The organism is Blastococcus saxobsidens DD2, assembly GCF_000284015.1.
Classification (GTDB): domain Bacteria; phylum Actinomycetota; class Actinomycetes; order Mycobacteriales; family Geodermatophilaceae; genus Blastococcus; species Blastococcus saxobsidens_A.
In genome coordinates, this window is record NC_016943.1 from 1,735,976 (window position 1) to 1,758,980 (window position 23,005).

The 23,005-nt window shown below is 69.9% G+C and carries 21 protein-coding genes; 18 read left to right on the forward strand and 3 right to left on the reverse strand.

Annotated features, from left to right (window positions below):
* Positions 1-7 precede the first annotated feature (7 nt).
* Genes BLASA_RS08120 through BLASA_RS08140 form a run of 5 tightly spaced genes read left to right on the forward strand, consistent with a single transcriptional unit; the run spans position 8 to position 4,982 of the window.
* Positions 8-244: a hypothetical protein gene (locus BLASA_RS08120; protein WP_014375614.1), complete on the forward strand. Its 237-nt coding sequence runs from the start codon at positions 8-10 to the stop codon at positions 242-244.
* A gap of 16 nt (positions 245-260) precedes the next feature.
* Positions 261-731: a TadE family protein gene (locus tag BLASA_RS08125; RefSeq protein ID WP_014375615.1), complete on the forward strand. Its 471-nt coding sequence runs from the start codon at positions 261-263 to the stop codon at positions 729-731.
* On the forward strand, positions 728-1,192 hold the full coding sequence (locus tag BLASA_RS08130; RefSeq protein ID WP_014375616.1) for a hypothetical protein: 465 nt from the start codon (positions 728-730) through the stop codon (positions 1,190-1,192). The genes BLASA_RS08125 and BLASA_RS08130 overlap by 4 nt, the downstream gene beginning before the upstream one ends.
* 47 nt (positions 1,193-1,239) lie before the next feature.
* A complete protein-coding gene (locus BLASA_RS08135) occupies positions 1,240-1,614 on the forward strand; it encodes a hypothetical protein (protein WP_014375617.1) in 375 nt (124 codons plus the stop codon).
* A complete protein-coding gene (locus BLASA_RS08140) occupies positions 1,611-4,982 on the forward strand; it encodes a LysM peptidoglycan-binding domain-containing protein (RefSeq protein WP_014375618.1) in 3,372 nt (1,123 codons plus the stop codon). The genes BLASA_RS08135 and BLASA_RS08140 overlap by 4 nt, the downstream gene beginning before the upstream one ends.
* A gap of 414 nt (positions 4,983-5,396) precedes the next feature.
* On the opposite strand, the gene BLASA_RS08145 is transcribed toward BLASA_RS08140, so the two are convergent.
* Together BLASA_RS08145 and BLASA_RS24950 are read right to left on the reverse strand one after the other, a co-directional pair.
* The gene (locus tag BLASA_RS08145; RefSeq protein WP_014375619.1) at positions 5,397-6,473 is read right to left on the reverse strand and encodes a helix-turn-helix transcriptional regulator; all 1,077 of its coding nucleotides are present in this window, start codon (positions 6,471-6,473) and stop codon (positions 5,397-5,399) included.
* Entirely contained in the window at positions 6,470-6,778 is a 309-nt protein-coding gene (locus BLASA_RS24950) for a hypothetical protein (RefSeq protein ID WP_014375620.1), read from the reverse strand. Before BLASA_RS24950 ends, BLASA_RS08145 begins: the two co-directional genes overlap by 4 nt.
* A 177-nt stretch (positions 6,779-6,955) precedes the next feature.
* Between BLASA_RS24950 and BLASA_RS24955 the strand changes: the two genes are divergently transcribed.
* From BLASA_RS24955 to BLASA_RS08165, 3 genes are read left to right on the forward strand one after another with little or no spacing between them, the layout of a single operon-like run.
* Positions 6,956-7,234 carry a multiubiquitin domain-containing protein gene (locus BLASA_RS24955; RefSeq protein WP_051004909.1) on the forward strand — a complete coding sequence of 93 codons (279 nt, stop codon included), beginning with the start codon at positions 6,956-6,958 and terminating at the stop codon, positions 7,232-7,234.
* Positions 7,209-8,441, forward strand: coding sequence for a ThiF family adenylyltransferase (locus BLASA_RS08160; RefSeq protein WP_014375622.1), 1,233 nt, complete (start codon positions 7,209-7,211; stop codon positions 8,439-8,441). The genes BLASA_RS24955 and BLASA_RS08160 overlap by 26 nt, the downstream gene beginning before the upstream one ends.
* Positions 8,431-8,835 (forward strand): DUF6527 family protein, encoded by a 405-nt coding sequence (locus BLASA_RS08165; RefSeq protein ID WP_014375623.1) that lies wholly within the window; start codon positions 8,431-8,433, stop codon positions 8,833-8,835. Before BLASA_RS08160 ends, BLASA_RS08165 begins: the two co-directional genes overlap by 11 nt.
* Positions 8,836-9,524: 689 nt before the next feature.
* Here the strand turns inward: BLASA_RS08165 and BLASA_RS08170 are convergent.
* Positions 9,525-11,813, reverse strand: a complete 2,289-nt coding sequence (locus BLASA_RS08170; RefSeq protein WP_014375625.1) for an AAA family ATPase — start codon at positions 11,811-11,813, stop codon at positions 9,525-9,527.
* Between the two features lie 395 nt (positions 11,814-12,208).
* On the opposite strand from BLASA_RS08170, the gene BLASA_RS08175 reads away from it, so the two are divergent.
* The 10 genes from BLASA_RS08175 to BLASA_RS08220 all read left to right on the forward strand — a co-directional run bounded on the left by BLASA_RS08175 (position 12,209) and on the right by BLASA_RS08220 (position 22,946).
* Entirely contained in the window at positions 12,209-12,760 is a 552-nt protein-coding gene (locus BLASA_RS08175) for a hypothetical protein (RefSeq protein WP_014375626.1), read from the forward strand.
* 391 nt (positions 12,761-13,151) lie between these two features.
* Positions 13,152-13,745, forward strand: coding sequence for a hypothetical protein (locus BLASA_RS08180; protein WP_014375628.1), 594 nt, complete (start codon positions 13,152-13,154; stop codon positions 13,743-13,745).
* Between the two features lie 368 nt (positions 13,746-14,113).
* Complete coding sequence (locus BLASA_RS08185; protein ID WP_014375629.1) at positions 14,114-14,872, forward strand: hypothetical protein; 759 nt, start codon at positions 14,114-14,116, stop codon at positions 14,870-14,872.
* A 452-nt stretch (positions 14,873-15,324) separates the two neighbouring features.
* On the forward strand, positions 15,325-15,981 hold the full coding sequence (locus BLASA_RS08190; RefSeq protein WP_051004913.1) for a hypothetical protein: 657 nt from the start codon (positions 15,325-15,327) through the stop codon (positions 15,979-15,981).
* Positions 15,982-15,989: 8 nt separating this feature from the next.
* Entirely contained in the window at positions 15,990-16,352 is a 363-nt protein-coding gene (locus BLASA_RS08195; RefSeq protein ID WP_014375631.1) for a hypothetical protein, read from the forward strand.
* Positions 16,352-17,158: a hypothetical protein gene (locus BLASA_RS08200; RefSeq protein WP_014375632.1), complete on the forward strand. Its 807-nt coding sequence runs from the start codon at positions 16,352-16,354 to the stop codon at positions 17,156-17,158. The genes BLASA_RS08195 and BLASA_RS08200 overlap by 1 nt, the downstream gene beginning before the upstream one ends.
* Positions 17,151-18,767, forward strand: a complete 1,617-nt coding sequence (locus BLASA_RS08205; RefSeq protein ID WP_014375633.1) for a hypothetical protein — start codon at positions 17,151-17,153, stop codon at positions 18,765-18,767. Before BLASA_RS08200 ends, BLASA_RS08205 begins: the two co-directional genes overlap by 8 nt.
* Positions 18,764-20,278 (forward strand): SCO6880 family protein, encoded by a 1,515-nt coding sequence (locus tag BLASA_RS08210; RefSeq protein ID WP_014375634.1) that lies wholly within the window; start codon positions 18,764-18,766, stop codon positions 20,276-20,278. Before BLASA_RS08205 ends, BLASA_RS08210 begins: the two co-directional genes overlap by 4 nt.
* Positions 20,275-21,783 carry an ATP-binding protein gene (locus BLASA_RS08215; RefSeq protein ID WP_014375635.1) on the forward strand — a complete coding sequence of 503 codons (1,509 nt, stop codon included), beginning with the start codon at positions 20,275-20,277 and terminating at the stop codon, positions 21,781-21,783. The genes BLASA_RS08210 and BLASA_RS08215 overlap by 4 nt, the downstream gene beginning before the upstream one ends.
* Positions 21,780-22,946, forward strand: coding sequence for a M23 family metallopeptidase (locus BLASA_RS08220; protein ID WP_014375636.1), 1,167 nt, complete (start codon positions 21,780-21,782; stop codon positions 22,944-22,946). The genes BLASA_RS08215 and BLASA_RS08220 overlap by 4 nt, the downstream gene beginning before the upstream one ends.
* The last annotated feature ends 59 nt before the right edge of the window (positions 22,947-23,005 follow it).

Sequence of the window (23,005 nt, forward strand, 5' to 3'; positions counted from 1 at the left end):
GTTTCCCATGCTTCAGCCCACCATCCGCCGAGGTCCCCAGGCCGTCGTCGCGCAGTGCGTCACGGCCCTGTCCGTCATGGCCCTGTCGGTCCTGGCCTGGCTGCGCGCCGAACACGTGGCCGACGACAGAGGCTCGGACTCCTCGGAGAAGGCGTTCATGGTCATCCTGGCCATCGCTCTCGGCGGCGCGGTCAGCGCAGCGGCCATCGCGTTCGTGGCCAGCAAGACGTCGCTGTTCCAGTAGAACCGGCAGCGGTTACATGCTCGAGGCGCGTACTCCGAACCGTGCGGCATACTCGCCGCGCGGTCCGGTCGCGCGCCCAGGATCCCGCCGAGACCGCGGCCGCGGAAGCGAGCGGGGCTCATCCAGCGTCGAGTTCGCGATCCTGTTCCCCATCATCGTCGCGCTGCTGTTGGCCGGCCCGCAGCTCGCGCTGTGGTACTTCGCCCGGGAAGCGGCCGACGCCGCGGCGCACGTCGGAGCCCGCGCCGCCAGCGTCCACGGGGCGGCCGGGGGAGCGGGGCAGGCGGCGGCGGACACGTACCTGGCCAGACTCGGGACCGGCGCCATCACCGGCTACTCGGTGACCGAGTCCGACACCGCGACCACGGTTTCGGTGCACGTCACCGCCAGCGTGCCCAACGTGATCCCGTTGCCCGGGTTCGTCCCGACCGTCGATGTCACCGTGGTGCGCGGCAAGGAACGCTTCACCACCCCGGACTCGCCATGAGCCGCGACCTGCAGCCGGCTCCGGACGGCCGCCGACGGCGGTGGCGGGACGACCGAGGCTCGGAGTCGGTGGAGCTGGCGATCCTGCTGCCGGTCGGACTCCTCCTGGTGGCCATGCTGGTGGTCGGCGCCCGGATCGCGTTGGCCGGCGACCGCATCAGCGGCGTCGCCGGGATCGCGGCGCGGGACGCCTCGCTGGCCCGATCTGCCGCCGCGGCTCAGCAGATCGCCACCGACACCGCCACCACCGCGCTGACCAGTGAGGGCCTGCACTGCATCGACGTTCAGGTCAGCGTCGATACCTCCGGATTCAGCGCGCCGCCGGGCGCCTCGGCATCGGTCACCGTCGCCGTGTCGTGCACCGTCGACCTGTCCGACATCGGCGTGGCCGGCCTGCCCGGCTCCCGGACGCTGCACGACAGCGCCACCAGCCCGCTCGACCCTGCCAGGGACTTGTCGTGACACCCCGCCCGCAAGCCAGCGCTCGACTCCGGGAGGACCGCGGGTCGGTGGCCGTGCTGTTCTGCTTCATCGTGCTCATCGTCGGCGTCCTGGTCACCGCACTCGTCGACGCCGGGACCGCGATACAGGCCGCCAACCGCGCCGACACGTACTCGGCCGAGGCGGCCCGCGCGGCCAGCATCGCCATCGGCCCCGTTCCCACCGGCGGCAGCACCGACGCGCAGTTGGCGGCGACCGCGGCCCGCTCCTACCTTGACCACGCCGGCGCGTCCGGCACGGTGACCGTCACCGGCCCGGGCATCGTCCAGGTCAGCGTGACCGTCACCGACTCGACACCCCTGCTCGGCATCCCGGTCAGCCAGACCCGCGTGCACACCGCCCAGCTGCTGGTCGGGGTCACCTCCGGTGAGGGCCTGTCGTGACCGGCCACTCCGCCCGCCTGCTCAAGGCCGTGGGCGCCCTGGTGGCGCTGCTCGCCGTCGTCGTCGGCGTACCGGTGCTGATGGCGGGGCTGCACCTGGTTCCGGACAGCCTGCCGTCGCTGGGCGAGGTCGGCGCCGTTCTGACGTCCCGCGACAACGGGCAGCTCGTCGGGCTCGTCCTCGCAACCGGGGTGTGGGTGTGCTGGGCGCTGTTCACCGCCGCGACAGTGGCGGAGATCGTGGCGTTCGCCCGCGTACGGCCGGTTCCGACCCTCCCCGGGCTGGGGATCTTCCAGCGGCCGGCCGCCGCCCTGGTCACCGCCGTCGCGGTCGGCTTCACCGTCGCTCCACTGGCCGCCGGCGGCCCCACATCCACCGCAACGGCGCCACCGCTGCCGGTCGCGGCCACATCCACCGCCGTCCCGGCGTCGGCGCAGTACGCCAGCGCACCGGTCATAGCGCAGACACCGGTCGCGTACTCGATGCCGGACGAGCACGCGCCTCCGGTCGCGACCACGACGTACCAGGTGCAGCGCCGGGACACCCTGTGGGCGCTGGCCGAGCGGCATCTCGGGGACCCGCTGCGGTATCCGGAGATCGCCAGGCTCAACCCGACCGCGGTGGGTCCGGACAACGAGATCTTCCCGGGCTCGGTGCTGGTCCTGCCGCCCGACGCGGTCGGCCTGCCGCCGATGGGCCCAGCCCCGACCACCGCGAGAGTCGTCGAGGACGTCACGGTGGAACCCGGTGACACCCTGTGGGACCTCACGGAGGAGATCACCGGCAGCGGGCACAACTGGCGCCAAGCCTGGGAGCTCAACCGGGGACGCAGCCAACCCGGAGGTGCCACCTTCACCGACCCGTCGCTGATCCGACCGGGCTGGACGCTGAGCATCCCCGACCCGACCAGTCCCGCGACGCCCGCGCCCAGCGCACCGGCGCCTCCTGCAGCCGAGCCGGCACCGCCCACGACCGAACCGGCACCGCCATCAGCGCCAGCCCCGAGCAGCACCCCTCCAGCTGACCCGACCGCGCCAGGCAGCAATGCGCCGCCTCCCGCCACGCCCGGTCCGGCCACCAGCGCCCCGACCTCGTCTCCCACGGCTGCACCGAACAGCGTCGAGCCGTCGCTGGCGAGGCCTGACGAGACGTCGACGGGTAGCACCTCGGAGCTGCCGATGGTCGCTTTCGCCGCCGGCGGTGGGCTGCTGCTGGCCGGGGCCTCGCTGACCGCGCTGCTGCGCTACCGCCGCAGGCAGTTCCGGCAGCGACGTCCCGGGCGCATGATCGGCAGCGCACCACCAGAGCTGCTGCGCGTCGAACGAGCACTGCAGGAGGCCGGCAGCGTCGGCAGTGCCGACGTCACCTGGCTGGACCAGGCGTTGCGGGCGCTGGTGCAGGATCTGGCGAGGGTCGACGCCGCTCGCCTGCCCGACGTGGTGGCGGCCTGCATGACCGACGACGTCCTGACTCTGGTACTCACCGAGCCGGCCTCGGGAGCCCCGGAGCCGTGGACGGTGGATCCGGCCGGCACCCGCTGGTCGATCCGGCGCGATGATCCACTGACCTACGACGAGCAGCGGCGGGCGTACTTCTTTGCACCGTTCCCCATGCTCGCGTCGGTGGGCTACACGGCCGAGGGCGAGCACTGGCTGCTCGACCTGGAACGGGTCGCGACCCTGTCCCTGTCCGGGGACGCCGAACGCTGCCTGAACCTGGCCCGGTTCCTCGCTGCCGAGCTCGCGCACAACACGTGGTCGGAGATGCTGCAGGTGACCCTGGTCGGCTTCGGCAAGGAATTGGCCCAGATCAATCCCGACCGGCTGACCCACACCGACGACGTCGAGAAGGCGATCGCGGCGCTCGACGGCCACCTGGAATCGGTCACCGAGGCCATGCGAATGGCCGACGTCGATGTGCTGTCGGGCCGGATGCGCGACGTGGCCGGCGACGCGTGGGCGCCGCACGTGCTGCTCATCGCTCCGGAAGTTGCCAAGGACAGCGCCGGGCTGGAACGGCTGATGACCGCCATGAAGCAGCAGCGGGCTCGCGGCGCGGTCGCGTTGGTGCTCATCGACGACCCGGACCACGCGGAGGCCGCCCGATGGCAGCTGACGGTCGACGAGGCCGGCATGCTCAGCGTCCCCGCCCTGGGAGTCGAGCTGATCGCGCAGCAGATCCCGGCCGACGAGGCGGCGCAGCTGGCCCAGGTCCTCGCGCTGGCTACCGTCACCGACGACCGCCCGGTCCCACCCTCTCGCGGAGATGAGTCCTGGGACGAGCACGCCGACGCTTGCGGCGGCCTTCGAGTTGACCCGTCCCGCGCCGGCCGGCGGCAGCCGCCTGCGCCGGCCGAGGCGGACGCCGTGCCGGCGGTCCACCAGGCAGGCACCGCGGCCTGGATGACCAACTCGGTGCTACCGCTGTCCGCGCAGACCTATCTGGACCGGGCCGCGACCACCGAACAGGACCTGCAGGCGCTGGCTCCGGTCACCGACGGACACACTCGCGACCAGGTCGAGTTCGCCGACCCTGCCCTGGACGCCGACCTCGCCGACTGGGCTGACCCGTCCTGCCCGCGGCCGAAGTTGACCCTGCTCGGCCCGGTCGAAGTGCGGGCGCAGGGCACCCTGCCCGAGCGCAACCCGCGGCGGCAGTTCTACACCGAAATCGTCGCCTACCTCGCCACCCGGCCCGGGGGCGTGACCAGCGAGCGCTACGCCACCGCCATCTGGCCCAACGAGCCCGACGTCGTCGGCAAGACCAAGGTGCGGCAGTCGATCTCGATCGTGCGCGCCTGGTTGGGCACCAACCCGGCGACCGGCGCGGACTACCTCCCGTCCGGGGTCACCGCCGGCGGGGTCGGCCGCTACCGCATCGACGACGTCCTCATCGACGCCGAGCTGTTCCGCCGACTGCGAGTCCGCGGGCTGGCCCGCGGTGTCGACGGCATCGCCGACCTGCGCGCCGCTCTTGACCTGGTCACCGGGCGGCCATTCGACCTGCCCGCATCGCGGCAGGGCGCGCCCGGCGGATACAGCTGGCTGGTGGAGGAGAACTCCCGACTGGACCACGAGTACGCCGCCATGATCGTCGACGTGGCGCACACCGTCGCGACGCACCACCTCGCCGCCGGCGAGCCCGAGCTCGCTGCGGCCGCCGCTCATGTGGCGTTGAAAGCCGGCAGCTACGAGGACGTGCCGCTGCTCGACCTGGTCGCCGCCTGCGACGCGCAGGACAACCGGGCGGAGGCCGACGCCTACGTCGCCCGCATTCTGGCCAACCACGACGCCGAGGTGGAGGAAGACCTACCACCCAGAACCGCCGAGATCCTCTTCCGCCGACAGTGGATTAACAGGGCCGGCTGACCAACGACGGAGGCGGTCGGAGGTACGGACCGCTACGGAAGGACCGACGAACCTGCAACGGCTTCCAGTAGCCGTCCGAACGGCGGTAGGACGATCAGTCCGCCCTGCCCGCCGGGGACGGCCCGAGCCGGCCCAGCGCGGCAGTGCCAGTTGCAGTGTCGCCACCCGTGGCTTCAGACGAGTGCCCCGCATAGCCTCTCCATCACCGGGCAATCTCTCGGGCGGTTCTTACGGGACACCGAGTCCGATGCATCCGATCTGATCTGCGGCGTTCCCGGTAAGGGTTGGCCCTACGGGAGACGACGGGGCATGCACTGTGAGTGCACGCTTCGCAGCGTGCGACACGTGGGCTTTACGCCGAAAGTGGCGCCCTGCCACCAGCGGCCAACCAAGGTAGAACTGCCGGCGTACAGCTCACCAAGTCTCGAGGACTCCGGTTACGGTCGGGGCGTTGCGCGCGAGGGTCGTGCGCCAGTCCAGCACTTGACTCTGCTGGAGTTGGCCGACGATCACGATTGGCGCTAGGCGGCGCTCGCTCGCCACGCTATCGACCCATCCCGCGCCGATACGCGCCGGCGGTGTCGGGAGCGGCCTAGGCAAAAGCCAGGCGCCCGCTCGCCTGTCGGCCTCGTTCTCCGTGTCGTCCGTTTCGTCCTGGTCATCCAGCGTCTCCACTAACACCTCGGACGAGACATGGCCGAGAATGACGTGGGCCACCTCGTGCAATAGCGTCCACAAGACTTTGTCCAAGCGTTTACCTCGCCCTGAGAGCGCAATGGTTGGGGTCTTGCCGAGCATGAACGCGCAGCCGTCAATCTTTGCCCCCGGTAGTGCCTCGACGTAGACGAGGACGAGGCCAGCGTCCGCGAATCTTTCGGGCAGGCCACGGAAGCCGGCTGGGCTACTGAGCAGTGTGGGCAGTTGCGCCGCCAGTCTCTCTAACTTGGACTTCGAAAACGGCTTCACGCCCGTGCGTTTGCGGGCCGCGCGCCTAACACATGCCACCCAGGCGACTTGTACAGACGAGACGGGCTCGTCGTGGTTGCTCCGTCGGGCGGCGATGTGAAAGGCGGGGTCGTCGTCGATGCTGTCCAGCTCTAAGAGTTCGGCTACCTCTTCTTCGAGCTCGTCTAGATCTTTTCCAACTAATACACCACGCTTGCGCAACGTTGCGACCGGCACCAATCGGTTAAGGCGCGCGCGGCGTCGCACTTCTGACAACTCCTGCTGAGTCCTGGTGCTCTTTGCCTGCTCACTCAGCAAGTATTCATCCTGAAAGCTGAGCCAGAACTCGGGCGTCTGACCCAGGGCTGCACCGATCTGTGCCGCCGACTCACGAGTCACTTCCTTCTTGCCGTTTACGATCTCGGAGACGAATTGCACCGGTCGTCCGAGCACGGCGGCGAATTCCGCCTGGGTCCACCCGTGCGCTTCGATCTCCTCGGCGAGGAATCTGCCGACTGGCACCGGGTCGGGCACGCGATCGCTCATCGTCCTGAGTCCGTTCTGGTGGGCGCGATATCCAGCATCGCTGTGATGGGGCTGCTGTCTGCCTTGAAGGCGAGGGTGAGGGCGCGGTCGGAGCTCAGTTCAGTCCTGACCCGTCCGGGATCGTCGCGATCGGTGCGCAGGCGCAGGGAGCGCAGCGACAGCACGTCGCTGGGAATCCGCGCGGCTCGGATGCATTGAACGACGAGGCGCAGGCGGCTGACCTCGGCATGGCTCCAGTCCGGAGGCCGCACACCTGGCGGCCTCGCGGCATCACGCGCTCCGCGATCGAGGTACTCGATCTCCATCGGCCCTTCACTCATCGGGTGATGCGGCACAACCTATCGGGCGGACTCGGGTCCGCCGACCCGCCTCGTTCCTCGACACGCCGTCGTCACCGCCACATCACCCTAAGGGTGATGAGCTGCTACCGTCTACCGACGACGCCTGGAGAGCCAGGCGTGGATCAAGGGAGTGAGCGCGTGATGACCGAAGCCGAGCTGTCGGCCAAGAACCCGACCAAGGACAAGGACTACGAGATCGCGATCAACGGGTCGCGCTTCGAGGTTGACGCCGAGACCGTCACGTACGAGCAGGTGGTTGGTCTGGGATTCCCCCACAGGGACCCCAACGTCATCTACTCGGTGGCCTATCGCAAGGCCAAGGGCGGGCACGGGGGTAGCGGAACCCTGGTGCCCGGCACCTCGGTGACCGTGAAGAAGAAGGGGACGAGCTTCGATGTCACTGCCACGACTCGTTCGTGACAGCCCGGATCTGTCGCGACTCGTCAACGAGGGGTACGCCGTCCGCATCTTCGCCGGTCACCTGGCCATCGACGACGTCCCGTTCGTGACCGCCGGGGGCACCGTCGTCCGCGGCAGTCTCGTCTGCCCCCTGGACATCCAGGGCGAGACCACTACTCCGCCGCAGACCCACGTGATGTGGTTCACCGAGATCCCGCACAGCAAGGAGGGGATGGAGCTCCAGGCTCTGATCCACCAGCGCGGACCGATACAGCTCGCCGGCGGCCTGATGGCGGCGTGCAGTTCCTCGATGAAGGCGCACGGCCGCGGCTACACCAACTACTACGACAAGGTGGTCGCATACGCCGGGCTGATCGTCGGCCACGCCCAGGCCATCGATCCCACGGCGATCCCCACCACGTTCAAGCCGGTCGTGTCGGACGAGACCGACAGCGTGTTCAAGTACCTGGACACGAACTCCAGCCGCGCAGGCATCACCGCCCTGGCGGAGAAGATCTCGCTGCCCAAGGTCGCGATCGTCGGTCTTGGAGGGACCGGCGCATACCTGCTCGATCTGCTCGCCAAGACGCCGATCCGTGAGCTGCACGTCTACGACGGCGACGTCTTCTCCACTCACAACTCCTACCGGTCACCGGGCGCGGCCAGCATCGAGGAACTCAACGCCGCCCCGCTCAAGGTGGACTACCACGCAGCCCGGTACGGACGACTGCGATGGGGCGTCGTGCCACACGCGCAGTACGTGACAGCGGACAACGTCGACGAGCTGCTCGAGATGAGCTTCGTGTTCCTCGCCATGGATGCGAACGAGGACAAGAAGGTCATCGTCGACGCGCTGACCGACGCGGGAGTGCCCTTCATCGACACCGGGTTGGGTGTGCGGCACGACGCCAATGGCTTGGCCGGGCTTCTCCGCGTCACTACGAGCCTGCCCGGGCAGCAGGGTCACATCCGGGACCACCAGCTGATCTCCTACGAGCTCGGCGATGGCGACGAGTACGAATCCAACATCCAGGTGGCCGAGCTCAACGCGCTCACCGCCATCCTGGCCGTCATCGCATTCAAGAAGCGTTGCGGTTTCTACCGCGACAGCGAGAGCGAACTGCACTCCCTGTACCGAATCGACACCAACGAAATCATCAACCAGTACGGCAACGACGAAGCCGAGGATGACGGCCCGACGGAGGCGGACACGACCGGTGAAGTCTGAAGAACTCGAACCCGTCTTCGTCGAGTATGTGCCGACAGACCTGGACGACGGGCTCCTGTACGTCTCGATGGAGTACGCAACCGCCTCCCACCGATGCGCGTGCGGCTGTGGCGTCAGGGTCGTGACTCCGCTGGGCCCTGCAGACTGGATCCTGACCTTCGACGGGCGGGTGACCCTGTCTCCGTCGGTGGGCAACGGACAGTTCGAGTGCGGGTCGCACTACCTGATCCGGCAAAACCGTGTGGTCTGGTGCCGACCCATGACGCGAGGTGCTGCACTAGCGACACACAAGCTCGACACCGCGCAGCGCGCACAGACCTACGGTGACGTTCCCCGTGCCGGCGTGCTGACGAGGCTGAGCCGCTGGCTGCGCCGGTTCCTGGGGCGCTCATGACGCCGGCGGTCACGAGATGTATGAGTTACCTCGAGCACGACAGTGACGTGGTTTGACTGGAAGAGACCCCCCGAAGGCGTGCGAATCGGTCAGAGCTGTGCGGCAAGATGCGCCGAACGGCGCTAAAAGGGCTGGAGGTGAAGTAGGCATTGAGATCGCGGATAGCTGGCGCATGGACGGGCTGGGATGGCAGCACCGTCGTTACGCTCGAGAACGGGTCGGTATGGCAGCAGGCGGAGTACTACTACCGCTATCAGTACAAGTATCGCCCACTGGTAGTCATTAGCGGAGGCAGGATGCAGGTCGACGGCATGGCCAAAGCCGTCAGGGTGCATCGTCTTCGGTAAGCGCAGATAGTGGACCAGCGCTCCGGCCGCGCGATGCTTGGCTCCCGGACGTCGCCGCCGTGGCCGCTGGCAGTCGAGTCTCGAGGTCGAGGAACTGCTGGCGACTAAGATCGAGCCAGGTAGGCAGCGCGGACATCGACCGACCTGCGGGCGCAGCGCGAGGGGTCAGCAGATCGCCCGATCGACGATCGTCCTCTGAATCGAGCACACATTCAGACCACAGTCGCAGCATGAATCAGTCCCTACCGCGAACAACAGAAACTGCAGTAGTCCTCGGCGCCCGACTGGTCCCACATGCAGGGGGCGTCAGTCCCCGCGGGAGATCTAGTCGGACACCACCCGCTACGGCAGTAGCGCGGGATCGGTGTTGGTTCCCGTGCACATGCGCTCGAAGTGCTCACTGTCGATCGCTCGCAGGAACTCCATGCATCGCCGAATCTGTCCATGGACAGCACGGGCGTCGAGCACGTCAACACTCTCGCTGCCCTCGCCGTGCGAGAACCTGTTGCAGAAGTCGAACACGTCGCGGAACGGTTCGCCATCTTGAGCCTGGACGAGAACCTCGAGCTGCTTTAAGAAGTCCGTTCGGTGCGGCGCCTTGTAGCTGGCGAAGACCTCAAGGACCCGGCGAGCTGCATTGGGCAAGAGGAAGAGTCGCTCATGGTCCTCGGAGTCCGCGATCCCAGCCATGACCATGGAGAAGAGGTAGGCGTACTCCGACGTGTTGTTAAGCAGGAGTCGAGGGAGCTTGCCTACCTTCGACCGGCGCTCGCCATCGACTGTCGCCGCGTACATCTCGAGGAACGAAACCTTCGGGAAGCGAATCTCGTCAGCGTTGCCCTGTGTGATTCGCTTCATGGAGCTGCCCCACGCGTTCTTGTGGGACTTGATGAAGAGCCTCAGCAGGCTGAAGTCATGGGTCAGGATGATGTATTGGCCGAAGCCCTTCAGCGTGTCGATGAGCCACTGATGGGTCGCAAAGAGTGCTTCCCGGTCGAGCGAGCTTGACGGGTCATCGATCACCACGACCCGCTGCGAGGGGTCGCCGCCGGGTACCTGCTCGTCCTCGAGCTTCCGGAGAAAGTACAGGAGCGAGAGGGTGGTCCGTTCGCCGTGGCTGAGATCTGTGCCTGGCTTGTCACCACGTCGACAGGCGTAGGACTTCCCGTCCGCCGTGACAGCAACGCTGAGATGGTCCTTGCCGTAGACGCGGGCGAGGTCGCGCGTCAGGGTGTCGGCCATGTCCTTGGTGGTGAACTGCGCCTGCCGCACCTCGTCCAGTCGCCGCTCCGCGAGTTCCGCTGCCTTCTTGCTGGTCAAGCTCTTTGTGGCGCTGTCCTTGGCCTGTTCTTCGAGGTCGCGGAAGGCTCCACTGTGTGACCCCACCAGATGGTCAAGGACGGTCTGCTTCCGCTCAGCGGTGACCTCCTCGTGGCGACGAGCCTGGTGATTGTGCTCGTTGACCGCCTGGGCGAGCACCGTGATGGACGGTGCGCGGTTCAGCACCGACCAGTCCGGCGCTTCGGGCGTCGCGCTGGGGTCAGAAACCTTAGCGTTGAGTGCGCTCTCGACCTGTGTAAGCGTGGCCACATGCTCGTCGACTTCAGCCCTCGCTTGCGTCACCGCTTCCTCGTAGACCGACCGGAGTTCGCTGGCGAGACCCGTGGAGGCCGGCAACGCGACATGCCAGGCCGCGAGCGCTTGTCTCTCGCGGGTGACTTCGGCAAGTAGGTCCTTCGCCTGGCCGCGGATTCGAAGCCAGCTCTCGTCGAAGTGCCAAGCGAGCTGATCGCGCCGGTCGCGGCTGATATCTCCCGCGCAGAAGAGACACTGGTCGAGGTCCTTATGCAGCCCGAGTCCTTGCTCGACCCAGGCCTGAGCGGTCGGGTTCCCTTCAAGGGCTTCAAGGGCCACTCGGGTCGGAGTCTCGGCTAACAGTTCGGAGAGCCTAGCCAGTCCTCCAGCAATGCCAGCAGGCGGCGGAGGCAGCTCTGCGACAGGAGCTGGGGCACCCTCTCCCAAGCGCTTCAATGCCTCCGCGTGCGCGTTGCTGTCGGGGAACTCGCCCTTGTACTTACGCAGTTCGTCTTGGATCTTCGGGATGGAGTAGCGGTTCTTCGTGAAGTGGTTGTAGTCGAACTCCTTGAGTTCGGAGATGATCCTGTCCTGGACGTCCCGGGTCAGCTTCTCAACCTTGGTGTCCGCGGCCTTTTCGTGCTTCTTAGCTTCGGCTGCGTCCGCTCGTAACCGCTTGACCTCCTCTTCAAGTCGCGCCTCTTCGTCCTTGGCATCGATGGCCTCCCGCCCAAGAGTCACGATGGCCGAGGCGCTATCGCCGTCAAGGAAGTCGGCGAGGTTCGCTTCAACCCACTTGCGCGTGAAAACCGCCATGGAAGACGAAGGGCTCACTTCACCCGAGCCGACGGTGGTTCGCTGCCCGTCCTCATGCTCCCAGACAACACCCGTGGCGCATGAACCTTCGGCGAGGCTGAGGAGGAGCTCGGACAGCGTGGACTTGCCGCTGCCGTTGTGGCCGTAGACCACTGTGCGGCAGCCTGACGGGAGGTTGTCAGGCCAGAAGCCCTTGTCCAAGGACCGCCATGGGGCCTTGAGATCGAGTCGGCGAAGCATGTTCCGACCATAGTTTTGACCCCCGACACCCTGGCGGGGAACATGCCAGCGTCGAGACGGTCAGCACGACGTCATGCGTCACCAGGGAACGGCCAGGTGGGATCCAGCGCTGGCCAACTGCGGACGGGTGGCCGGAGCGCGAGCCAGCCAGCGTCAGCCCCCTGTTCCTCGGGCCGTTGTCGCATGAGTGACCGCGTGCTAGCCAGTGCACACTCGCCGCTCGCCTCCGTGCCCCGATGGGGTTCTTCAGCGGGACCCGTGGTCGTCGAAGCTGGAACCCGAGTGGAGGGCGGGTGCTGAACGACGGGCCGCTGGACGCCCCTGGCCGAAGCCGGACGGCGCCTGGCCGGTAGGTGGCCGAAGGTTGGACGAGCCCAGATGTCAGGCTGTCATCCGTGGCGGGGCGCTGGCTGGCTGACTGGGCGCACCTGGTGACGCTGGCAGGGCTGGCATCCACCGTCTGGGGGATCTCGCTGGCCTGGACGGCGGCCGTTAACGACTACCGGACCTTCGCCGGGCGGCCGGTCTTCCCGAGGCTTACTGCGCTCACGGCTTGGTTCCGTCGGCATGTCCTCCGGCAGCGACGCGAAGTAGTTGTTCTCGGTGGCATGGCCAACGCCACCCTCTCGGCCACAGGGACGCTGACGGCCACCGGCGAGGTCGGGCTACCACCGGACGCGACTCCGGAGCAGCAATTCGAGTACGTGCGGGAACGGCTCGCTGGCCTGCAAGGTGAGCTGTACCGGCTGGACAGGTCCGTCGGCGAGACCGAGCGACGATTGATTCAGGAGATCAGCCAAATCCATGCGGAGTCCCAGCGCCGCGACGACGAGCTCCAGGAGTCTGTGCGGCGTGTGGCGACTGGCTCCGTCAAGCGGGAGCTGAAGGGCCTCTTGCTGGTCGGCATCGGTTCCCTGCTGACTGCCATCCCTTCGCTGTTTGGCTGAGGGCCGCAGCACCTATCCTCGTCTAGCCTGCCGGCCTGAGTCGCCTTCTTGGCGTCGCTGAGGCCAGCGGCAGATTTTCGCCGGTCAACCCCTACGGCAACATCCCGGCGGTTCGATCTCTCGCGGCGCCGACATCCTGCAGGGGATCCCCTTGCGGAGCTCCAGCGTCGCCGTCACCGAGAACCGCCCGAACGCCGCCGCGGCGCTTGCTCCACGGGCGCCGGAGGAGGCGTTGGCCCTGGCCGGCAAAGCCGATCTGCTTCCCGGGGTAGCGGGATAGCGCGCAGCCACCCTCCGGGGTTGCCCCGGCTCAGGTTGAACGCCCGGCGCGCCGATGGAACGGCAAGGGATCGACAGAAGGCGCGATCCAGATGCTCGGAGGACCACCCACATGTTGCTGTTCGAAGGCCTCGCCGCGGTAGCGGCCAAGATCGCCGGTGCCGGCGCAGTGGCGCAGGCCACCGCAGGCCTCGGCATCGCTGTGGCTGGTGTCACCGGAGCGGGCGCCGTCGGCGCTCTGCCCGCCTCGCTTCAGGACCCGGTGGCCGCCGCGGTCGAGACCGTGTCGCCGTTCGACCTTCCCGACTCCGACGACAGCCTCGAGACCGACGACTCGGGCCTCGACGGGCCGGGCGACCTGCCCGATGCAGCCGACACCGACGACAGCGACGGCCCCGACGACTCCGACGACCCGGCTCGGCTGGCTGCCGAGGCCGAGGAGCAGGCCCGCGGGGCCGCCGAGGAGGCTGAGGAGCAGGCCCGCGAGGCCGCTGAGGAGGCTGCCGAGCAGGCTCGTGAGGCTGAGGAGGAGGCCCGCGAGGCCGCCGAGGAGGCTGAGGAGCAGGCCCGCGAGGCCGAGGAGGTCGAGGAGCAGGCCCGCGAGGCCGCCGAGGAGGCGTCCAAGCCGGACAACTCCGGCTCCGGCTCGGCCAACTCGGGCTCCGGCGGTGGGGACGACGACTCCAGCGATTCGGACGACGACTGACACCTACGGCGTCTGACGCACCAGCAGGGCCCCGCTTGGACGAGCGGGGCCCTGCTGCCGTGGGGATAGATGCCGCAACCCAGACAGGCTGATCACGCGGTAGCGGATCGGTTTCCGGGATACACGCGCGCCAGGTGCGGCGAGCGAATCAGGGGCGCCTTCGTCGTCGAATCTCGCGGGCGTCACCCCTCGCTGCTTGCTCCGTCACCCCCCGCCGCCGGATACCGCGTGTCCTTGGACGCGATAGCGGGACAGCGCTGGTCAAGGGGTGACGTGACCGCCCCTGTCACCCCTGCCGAGGGGTGACGGCTCGTTGAACGTCTCTGCAGAGCCTCGACGGCATCACACCGATGCCGGAGGACCCGCACATGTTCCACGATCCCACCATCGTCGGCAGCTGGCCGGCGCTCGCCGCACGTCTGGACGACGACGCCATCCTCGTCCGTTGGGCAGCCAACGAGACAGCCCTGATCGGGCTGAGCAGCGTCCATGACCTGCTCGCCGTCTGGGCCGAGGAGGGCGTGGACGACCACCGCGACGTCGTGCTCGCCGCGCTCGTCCGGCTGGCCGCTGTGGACGGTGGCCGCGACGACGACGCGCTGCTGCTGACGCTTCACTTGCTCAGCGGGCTGGTGCGGACGATGGCCAGGCAGCTCGCAGACTTGAATCCCGACATCCTCGCCGTGGTCGTCGGCGAACTCGCGTGCCAGATCCGCCGCTACCCATGGCGGCGCCGGCCTCGAGCGATCGCGGCGAACCTGCGCGCCGAGACCCGGCGGGCGGTACTCGCCGAGCTGCGACCCAGCAGCCGCTACCACCCCGACCGGATCGAGATCCCGACCGCTACGGGCGACATCACTCGGATAGCAACTGCGAGCGCCGACGAGGAAGGGGAGGACCTCGACGTCGTCGACCTCCTGCAGTGGGCGGTGCGCTCAGGAGTCGACGCCGAGGACGTCGCACTGCTGATCGCCACCGAGTGCAGCCGCGACCGGCAACACCGGTGCGCCGACCAGAAGGTCGCCGCCGCACACGGCATCACGACGCGCACGCTGTACCGGCGGCGGAACCGCACGCTGACCGCCTTGCGCGGCATGGCTGCTCAGTACCTGGCGGCCGTCGCGTGAGCCCACTTCTGCAGGACGTCGATGGAGCCGGCGCCGTGACGGGCGGTGTGGCCAGCGGCGGCGACGTCGGCCCCGACGAGCGACTGCTGTCGGTCGCGGAGATCCAGCAGGCGTTCCGCGAGCTGCGTGCCCGTCGTCTGCGAGCTTCCGGAAGCAGGCTCGCGGCGCCGAGGCGTCTCCACGGGCTCTCCGTGTCCGAGGATCGTGCACCGGCGGGTGCACCGGTTCTGTCTCCGCGCCGCACAAGGCGAGACGGGGACAGCACGGCGCTCCCGGCTGGAGAGGACACGCACTGCGAGCGGTGGGCTGACAGCGGTGACAGAGCGCCGCAGCGAGGCACGAGCAGGGGTCACAGCGCGCCCACGGCTGTCCCGGGCAGGGGTGACATCGACGCGCTGGGGGCCGACTGGGTCACGGTCGTAGCGGCACACGCCGGTGCCGGCGCCTCCACGGTGGCGCTGGCCATCAGCGACGCTGCGGCAGCCACCGACCGGCGGGTGCACCTGGTGGAGACCGCGCATCCCCGCCGGTCGGGGCTGATTGCCGCGGCGTCGGCGGAGCTGGGCACCGACGCCGCCGGCGCCTGGCGACGTGGCTCCCGCGACCGCGTCACGATCGACCGCCGCGTCGCGGACGTGGAGCCTTGCGGCTGGCCGGTCCTCGCGAGCAGCGAGGAGCCGGCGGTCACCGTCCTCGATCTCGGGCTGCCTGCTCCGGAGGACCTGGCCCGGCTGGCCGCCGACCGTACGAGCACCGTCGTCGTCTGCCGGCCGACCGTGCCCGGGGTGCGACTGACCGAGCACGTGCTGAGCCAGCTCGCCGGGCAGCCGGTGATGGTGGCCGTCGTGGGCCCGGCGCGCTGGCCCCGAGCGGTGAAGGCCAACTGTGGTCCGCAGCTTCGCGAGTTGAGGTCGCGGGGACGGGTGGTCCGGGTTCCGGTCGACGGACGACTGCAGACCGCCGGTCTGACCGGAGACCGGTTACCCAAGGGAGTGGAGGCCGCCGGCCGGTCGCTGGCCGCGCTGCTGATGCCGGCCGTGCCACCGCAGCATCGGCATCGGCACCGGGCGGCAGCGTCCCAGCCAGGCGCGGCGGGGGAAACAGGGTGAAACCCCGCATGAAAGCAGCCGTACGAGCGGCCTCGACCGTCGCGTTCGTCGCTGCGGGCCTGGTCGTGCTGACCGCGTTGCCTGCCACCGCGGCGCCGGTGGAGTTGACCGCGGCGGTCTGCCCGGAGGCGCCGCCGGGAGTGCAGGCCTTCGCCGATCAGGTCACGGCGTGGGTGAAGTGGGGGGTGCTGGCGCTGATCGGGATCGCCGCGGTCGTGTCGCTGGGCTCAATCCTGGTGGGCCGGATGTTCTCCCATCCGCATGCCTCCCGGTACGGGGCGATGGGCATCGCGGTGGTCGTGATGGTGGCAATCACCTACACGGTCATCCTGGTCATCCTCGGATCGATCACCGGCAGTGGGTGCACCTGATGCGCCGCCGTCCCGACGTGCAGCGGAGCGGTACGCCGGAGTGGAGCCCGGCGCGTCTCCTTGCGGCGCTCGTGATCAGCGCGGTGGTGGCGCTGGCGGTGCTGGCTGGCCTGGTCTTGGCAGTTGTCAGAGGGCTGACCGAGCAGCCGGACGAGAGGGACTCCGCACGACAGGCTGCGGCTCCCTCCCCGGGCATGTCGCGGCAGGATGCGCTGGCCGCCGCGCCGATGCCGACCGCCGACCCAGATGAGGCGCTGCCTGGCCCGGTGTCGAGGCAGGCTGCGGGCGTTCTCCAGCTGCCGCGCGCCACCGGCGTAGGTCCGGCGGACGTGCCCACCGGCTTTCCTCGGACGCCGGAGGGTTCGCTGGCGCAGCTCGCGGCGATCAACGTGACGGCGATGCAGACCGGCTCGATGGACGGCGTGCGGCGGGTCATCTCCGAGTGGGCCGCTCCCGGCGGGCCGACCCCCGAGACGTGGTCCGGGGTGGAGGGCATGGCGAGCCTGCTGTCTTCAGCAGGGCTCTCCGGTGCGGGGTCACCGCAGCTGGCCATCGTCGTGCGCCCGGTGATGGGGCTGATCAAGGGGACGGTGGGCGAGGACTTCTCGGTGGTGTGCGGGAACCTCGAGTTCACCGTCACGGTGGAGCAGACCTCGCGGATCGCGATCGCTGACTGCCAGCGCATGGCATGGGTCGGGGACCGGTGGGTGATCGGTCCGGGGGAGGAGCCGGCGCCGGCGCCCTCGGTCTGGCCGGGCACCGAGGCGGCGATCGCGGCCGGCTGGCGGGATCTGCGCCATGTCTAGGCCGCAGCTTGCCCCGTGCGGCCGGTTGTCGCGCCCGCGGATGCTGATCGTCGCGCTGATGCTGGCGGTGGTGGGCTGGCTGGCAACCGCGGTTCCGGCCTCGGCTGCCGACTCGACGGTCGTGGCGTTCCCCGCAGCTCCGGCGGCGGACGATGGCTCACTGCCGTGCCTGCCGATCAACCCGTTCTGCGTGATCGGCGAGGCAGCCGGCGCGGTGGTCGCCGACGTGTGGGTCAGCGCCATGTTGTCGCTGTGGGAGGCCGGTCTATGGCTGCTGGGACTGGCCTTCTCCGTGATCGACGCCCTGGCCACCCCGGACCTGTCCGCTGATGGCCCGCTGGCCGCCGTGTATCCGGTGACGTTCGGCATCGGCGCGACCGTGGCCGCGATGATGGCCATGGTGCAGCTGAGTGTCGCGGCGGTGCGCCGGGACGGGCAGACGCTGGGCCGTCTGATGATCGGACTGCTGCAGTTCGGGCTGGTCTGGGCCAGCTACGTCGGGGTGGCGGCGCTGCTGGTCACTGGCGTCTCAGGACTGACCACCGCCCTGCTGCGCAGCCTGCTCGACATCGACACCATGGCTGCCTTCGACCCGTCGATCAGCGTGAGCCGCGACCTGGTCGACGGCACGGTCGCCACCGTGCTCGGGGTCAGTTCGATCTTCCTGCTGGTGCCAGCCAGCGTGGGCTACCTGCTGCTGATGCTGGTCCGCGAAGCGGCGCTGATCGTGCTGGCCGCGACCTCGGCGATCTCGGCAGGAGGACTGCTGGCGCAGACGTCGAGCACCTGGTTCTGGCGAAGCCTCCGCTGGTTCCTCGCCGCGCTGCTGGTTGCTCCGGTCGCCGTGCTCGTCCTCGGCGTCGGAGTGACCATCACCGAGGGCATCCTCACCGGAGCAGAGGAGACGAGCACCGAGGCCGCGATCGGCATGGCGGTGGTCGGCTGTCTGCTCATCCTGCTCGGAGCTATCTGTCCACTGGCGCTGTTCCGGCTGCTGGCCTTCGTCGACCCCGGCACGTCGAGTGGGGCGGGGTTGCGCTCCTCGCTGGCCGCGTCCGGCGGAGTCATGGGCGCCCTCCAGAAGGCTGGTGGTGGGCGAGCGGCCGTGGCCACCGCGGCGGCGGGTGCCACATCCGGTGGGGTGGCCGCCTCCGGTGCAGCGGCGCAGCTGGCCTGTGACCGCGCGCAGGGCGAGTCGACTGCAGACGCGGCGACCAGTGGGCGCTTCGCCGGCGCGCTGCGAGCGCTGACCACCGGTACCTCCACGGCCGGCCGACTGGCCGCGGGGGTGGCCGCCTCGGCGTCAGACGTGCTGGCCGGCGCCGGAGTGGGGCACACCCACCCGTACTACGGGCAGCCGCTGCCCGCCCGGGTACCGGCGCGCGGCAACGGCCACACCGGAGGGACGGCGACCGGGGGCGGGCAGGGCCGAGGGCGCCGTCCTGACGACGGCGGAACAATGCCGACGAGACCGACCGAGAACGGGCAAGCCCAGCACCTCGGGGACGGCCCTCCTGCGGCCTGGCCCGCCGAACGCCTCGACGGCATGGCACCTGACCGGCCCGGTGAGAGCGACCCGATCGGTCCCGACCAGGACGACGCGCGATGAACGCCGTCCGCTACGGCGACTACTCCCGCGACGTCTCCGGCTGGTTCCTCGGAATGACCGGCGCCCAGCTGGCCCTGGCCACCCTCGCCGGCATGCCGGCGCTGCTGGCCCTGAACGCGCAGGCATGGGGGCTGTTCGCCGTCTGGCTGCCGGTGTGGGCGCTGCTGGTCGCCGTGCTGTTGGTCCCCATCCGGGGGCGCGCGGCCGGCCGCTGGTTCGGCGATCTCTGCCTGTACGCGATCGGAGGAGCGATGGGCTGGACGATGTTCGGCTCTCGAGCCGCTGCCGGGACGGCCGAGGACCTGTCCGAAGCGGACCTGCCCGGGGTGCTCGCCGGCATCCGCACTCACGACGGACCGCCCTACGGGCAGCTGTTCACCCGCCCGGTGATTGTGCAGAACTCCGCGGCGCGCACGTGGGCGGCCGTGGCGCGGATCGACCATCCCGGCATCGGCCTCGCCGAGCCGGCCGAGCGGGATCGGATGGGCGCCGGCCTGGCCGAGCTGTGCGAGATCGCCGCGCGCACCGAGCTGGTCGACGTCCTGGCCCTGCAGGTGCGCACCGTGCCCGACGACGGCGCCGAGCGCGCCGCCTGGGAACGAGCCCACACCCGCTTCGACGCCGCGCCCCTGGCCGCCCGCGTGAACGCACTGCTGGGCGCCACCCTCACCCCGGCCGCGGTGCGCACCGAGGCCTTCGTGACCGTCGTCGTCGGCGAGGGACGGATCGGCCGGGCCGCGAAGGAGTCCGGCGGCGGGGTGGACGGCCGCGCCCGGGTGCTGCACGGGGTGATGGCCGAGGTCGAGAGTGCGTTGCGTGGCCCGGTCGGCTGCACCGCCGTCACCTGGCTGGACTCGGCTGCACTCGCTGCCGCGGTGCGCACCGGCTTCGCTCCCGGCGACCGTGGCCAACTGATCGCCGCCGCCCTGTCTGCCGCCAACGGCACGCAGCTGGCGACCGGGGTGCCGATGGCCGCCGCCGGGCCCACCCAGGCTCGCGCCGAGATGCGGCACTACGTGCACGACGCATGGGCGTCGGTCACCGACACGATCCTGCTGCCCGACTCCGGGGCGGTGCTCGGTGCACTGGCCCCGGTGCTGGTTCCGACGACGGCGGGGGAGCGGCGCTGCCTGACCGTGTTTCTGGCCCCGCTGCCGCTGGACCGGGCTACCCGGCTGGTCGGGCGGGAGGAGATGAGCGCCACCACCGGCAACGAGCTGCGTGCCCGCATGGGCTTTCGGCAGCGGGCCCGGCAGCGACGGGACACCGAGCGGATCGGTGCCGCGGACGAGAAGCTGGCCGCCGGCCGGGCGCTGGTTCGTCCCGCCGTCGCCGCCTGCGTCACCGTCCCGGCCACCTGGCCGGTGGACGAGCACGGCCGCCGGCTCGAAGCCTCCATCCGTGCCGCTGGTTACGTGCCGTTGCGGCTGGACTTGGCGCAGGATGCCGGGTTTGCCGCCGCGGCCATTCCGCTGGGCGTTGGGCTGCCCGACCGCAGGGGACGGCGATGAACCGCCGCGGCTCCCGCGGGGGCCGGGACGTCGCTGTCCTGCTCGACGACTTCGGCCACCGGCTCCCCGCCGTCCCGGCCGTCGAGACGGCGGGACGGGAACGCGGGCCGTTCACCGCGCTGGTGCCCCGCCGCGGGCCGCGCGGCCGCGGCCGGGGTCGCGCAGTGGCGCTCGCGCCGCTCTCGGTGTGGCGAATGACGTCGGAGCAGACGCCGGTGGTGTGGCCGCTGATCGCCACCAGCGGGCTGCCGCCCACCGGCGCGCAGATGGGCATCGACCTATTGTCGGGCGGGGCGTTCTACTGCGATCCGGTTGGCTGGGTCACCGACGACGCCATCCCGGTCACCAACCCGAACGTCGTCGTCTTCGGCAAGCCCGGCCGCGGCAAGTCCGCCACCGTCAAGGCCTTCGCGCTGCGGATGCTGGCCTACGGCTACCGCACCCTGATCCTGGGCGATACCAAGGACGAGTACGAGCCACTGTGCCGCGCGCTGGGCGTGGAGCCGTTCGTCATCGGCCACGGACTGTCCGCACGAGTCAACCCGCTGGCCTTCGGCCCGCTCGACCACGGCTGGGACCGGCTCGACGCCGCCGAGGCCCGCCGCCGTGAGGCCATCATGTTCGCCCGGTGGATCGTGTTGCTCCGCGGCCTGGTCGGCTCCCAGAACGTGCCCTTCGGCCCGGTGGAGGAGACCGCCGTCGGCGAGGCGCTGCGACTGCTCACCGGCTACCGCAGCGGAGCAACTCGGCTGACCGAGCCCACCATCCCGCAGCTGTGGCGGGCACTGGACGAGCCCACCGACGAGCTCGTCGCCTCCTGCCGCTACGCCGACCGGCGGCACTTCCTCGACGCCACCCGAACTCTGCGCGACGCCCTCGGCTCCCTCGTGAAGGGCTCGTTGGCCGGACTGTTCGACGACCACACGTCGATCGAGGTCGACTGGCGGGCGCCCATCCAGTCCTTGTCGCTGTCCCGCCTCGAGCCGCTCGGTGACCAGGCCGTCGGCATCGCGCTGACCTGCCTGAACTCCTGGGGTCAGGCGATGCGCGAGATCGCCGACCCGGGTGACCTGCGCATCGTCGTCCGCGACGAGACGTGGCGGCAAATGCGCCTGGGCACCGAAGCGATGAAGAGCCTGGACGCCAACCTGCGGTTGTCCCGCCGCGACGCCGACGTGCAGATCCTGCTCGCGCACAAGCCCTCGGACATGCTCACCGCCGGGGACGCCTCCTCCCAAGCGGTGGCCATCGCCCGGGACCTGCTGCACCTGTGCGACGTCAAGGTGCTGCACGGCCAGGACCAGGCCGTCGCCGACGAGCTCGCCACCATGCTCGGGCTGACCCCCATCGCCCAACGGGTGGTTACCGGCTGGGCGATCGCCGGCAAGGGCCGAGCCCTGTGGCTGGTCGGCGACCGGGCGTTCAAGGTGCAGACCGTCCTCACCGAGCCCGAGCTGCGGCTGACCTACACCAACGAGGCCCTCATCGCCGGAAGCCCGGCATGAGCGGGACGGCCGAGGGATTGGCCCTGGCGTACGTGAAGCGGTGGCTGTGGAAGGCCGCCGCTCCCGTCGCCGTCCCAGTGTTCGGCGTACTCACCCTGCTGTTGATCCCGCTCGCGGTTCTCGACGCTCCGGAGGCGTCGACGTCGCCGGCGTCGTCCTGCTCGATCGCCGGCACCGGCGCCTCCGCCGCCGACATCGAACTGGACGCCGTCCAGATGGGGCACGCGCAGACCATCGTCGCCGTCGCCGCCGCACGAGGGCTCGACCCGTATGCGGCCACCGTGGCGCTGGCCACCGCGTACCAGGAGTCCCGCATCCGGATGTTGGCCAACGACGGCAGCAGCCCCGAACTGACTGCCGAACAGGCCGCAGTGACCGCCACCAGCCTGACCTACCCGCACGACGGGCTCGGCTCGGACCACGACAGCGTCAACACCTTCCAACAGCGCTGGACCGCCGAATGGGGCACCGTCGCCCAGCTGATGGACCCCGTCTACGCCGCCGAGGCCTTCTACCGCCGGCTGGTCGAGGTACCGAACTGGCGGACCATCCCGCTCACTCAGGCGGCCCAGGCCGTGCAGATCTCGGCTGCCGGCGGCGCATACGCCCGCTGGGAGCCGCTCGCCCGCGAGCTGACCGCCATGCTGTGGCCCGCCGCCCAAGCCACCGCAGTCGACGCGAGCGGTACGGCGGCCGGCGTCTGCCCGGGCCTGCCGGTCCCGGCCGGGTCGTGGATCCGCCCCACCGCCGGCACCGTCACCTCCGGCTACGGGTCCCGCTTGGGCACCCTGCACGCCGGTGTCGACATCGCCGGCCCCCGTGACACCCCCGTCTACGCCGCCGCCGACGGCACCGTAGTTCGTGCCGAGTGCACCAGCGCCTACTGCGACCGCGACGGCACCCTGAGCCTGGCCGGCTACGGCAACCTCGTCGAACTCGACCACGGCGGCGGGGTGACCACCCGCTACGCGCATTTGTCGGGCTACACCGTCACCGTCGGCCAGCGCGTCAGCGCCGGGGGGCTGATCGGTTTCCAGGGATCCACCGGCAACAGCACCGGCGTCCACCTGCACCTCGAAGTCCGCTTCGACGGCGCGTCCGTCGATCCAGTGCCGTGGCTGGCCAGCCGCGGCGTCGACCTGCATGCCACCACCGCCGGCTGACCGGCAGAGGGGTACCAGGACGTGGACATCAACCACCGGCTCAGGGCCGGCGCGTGACG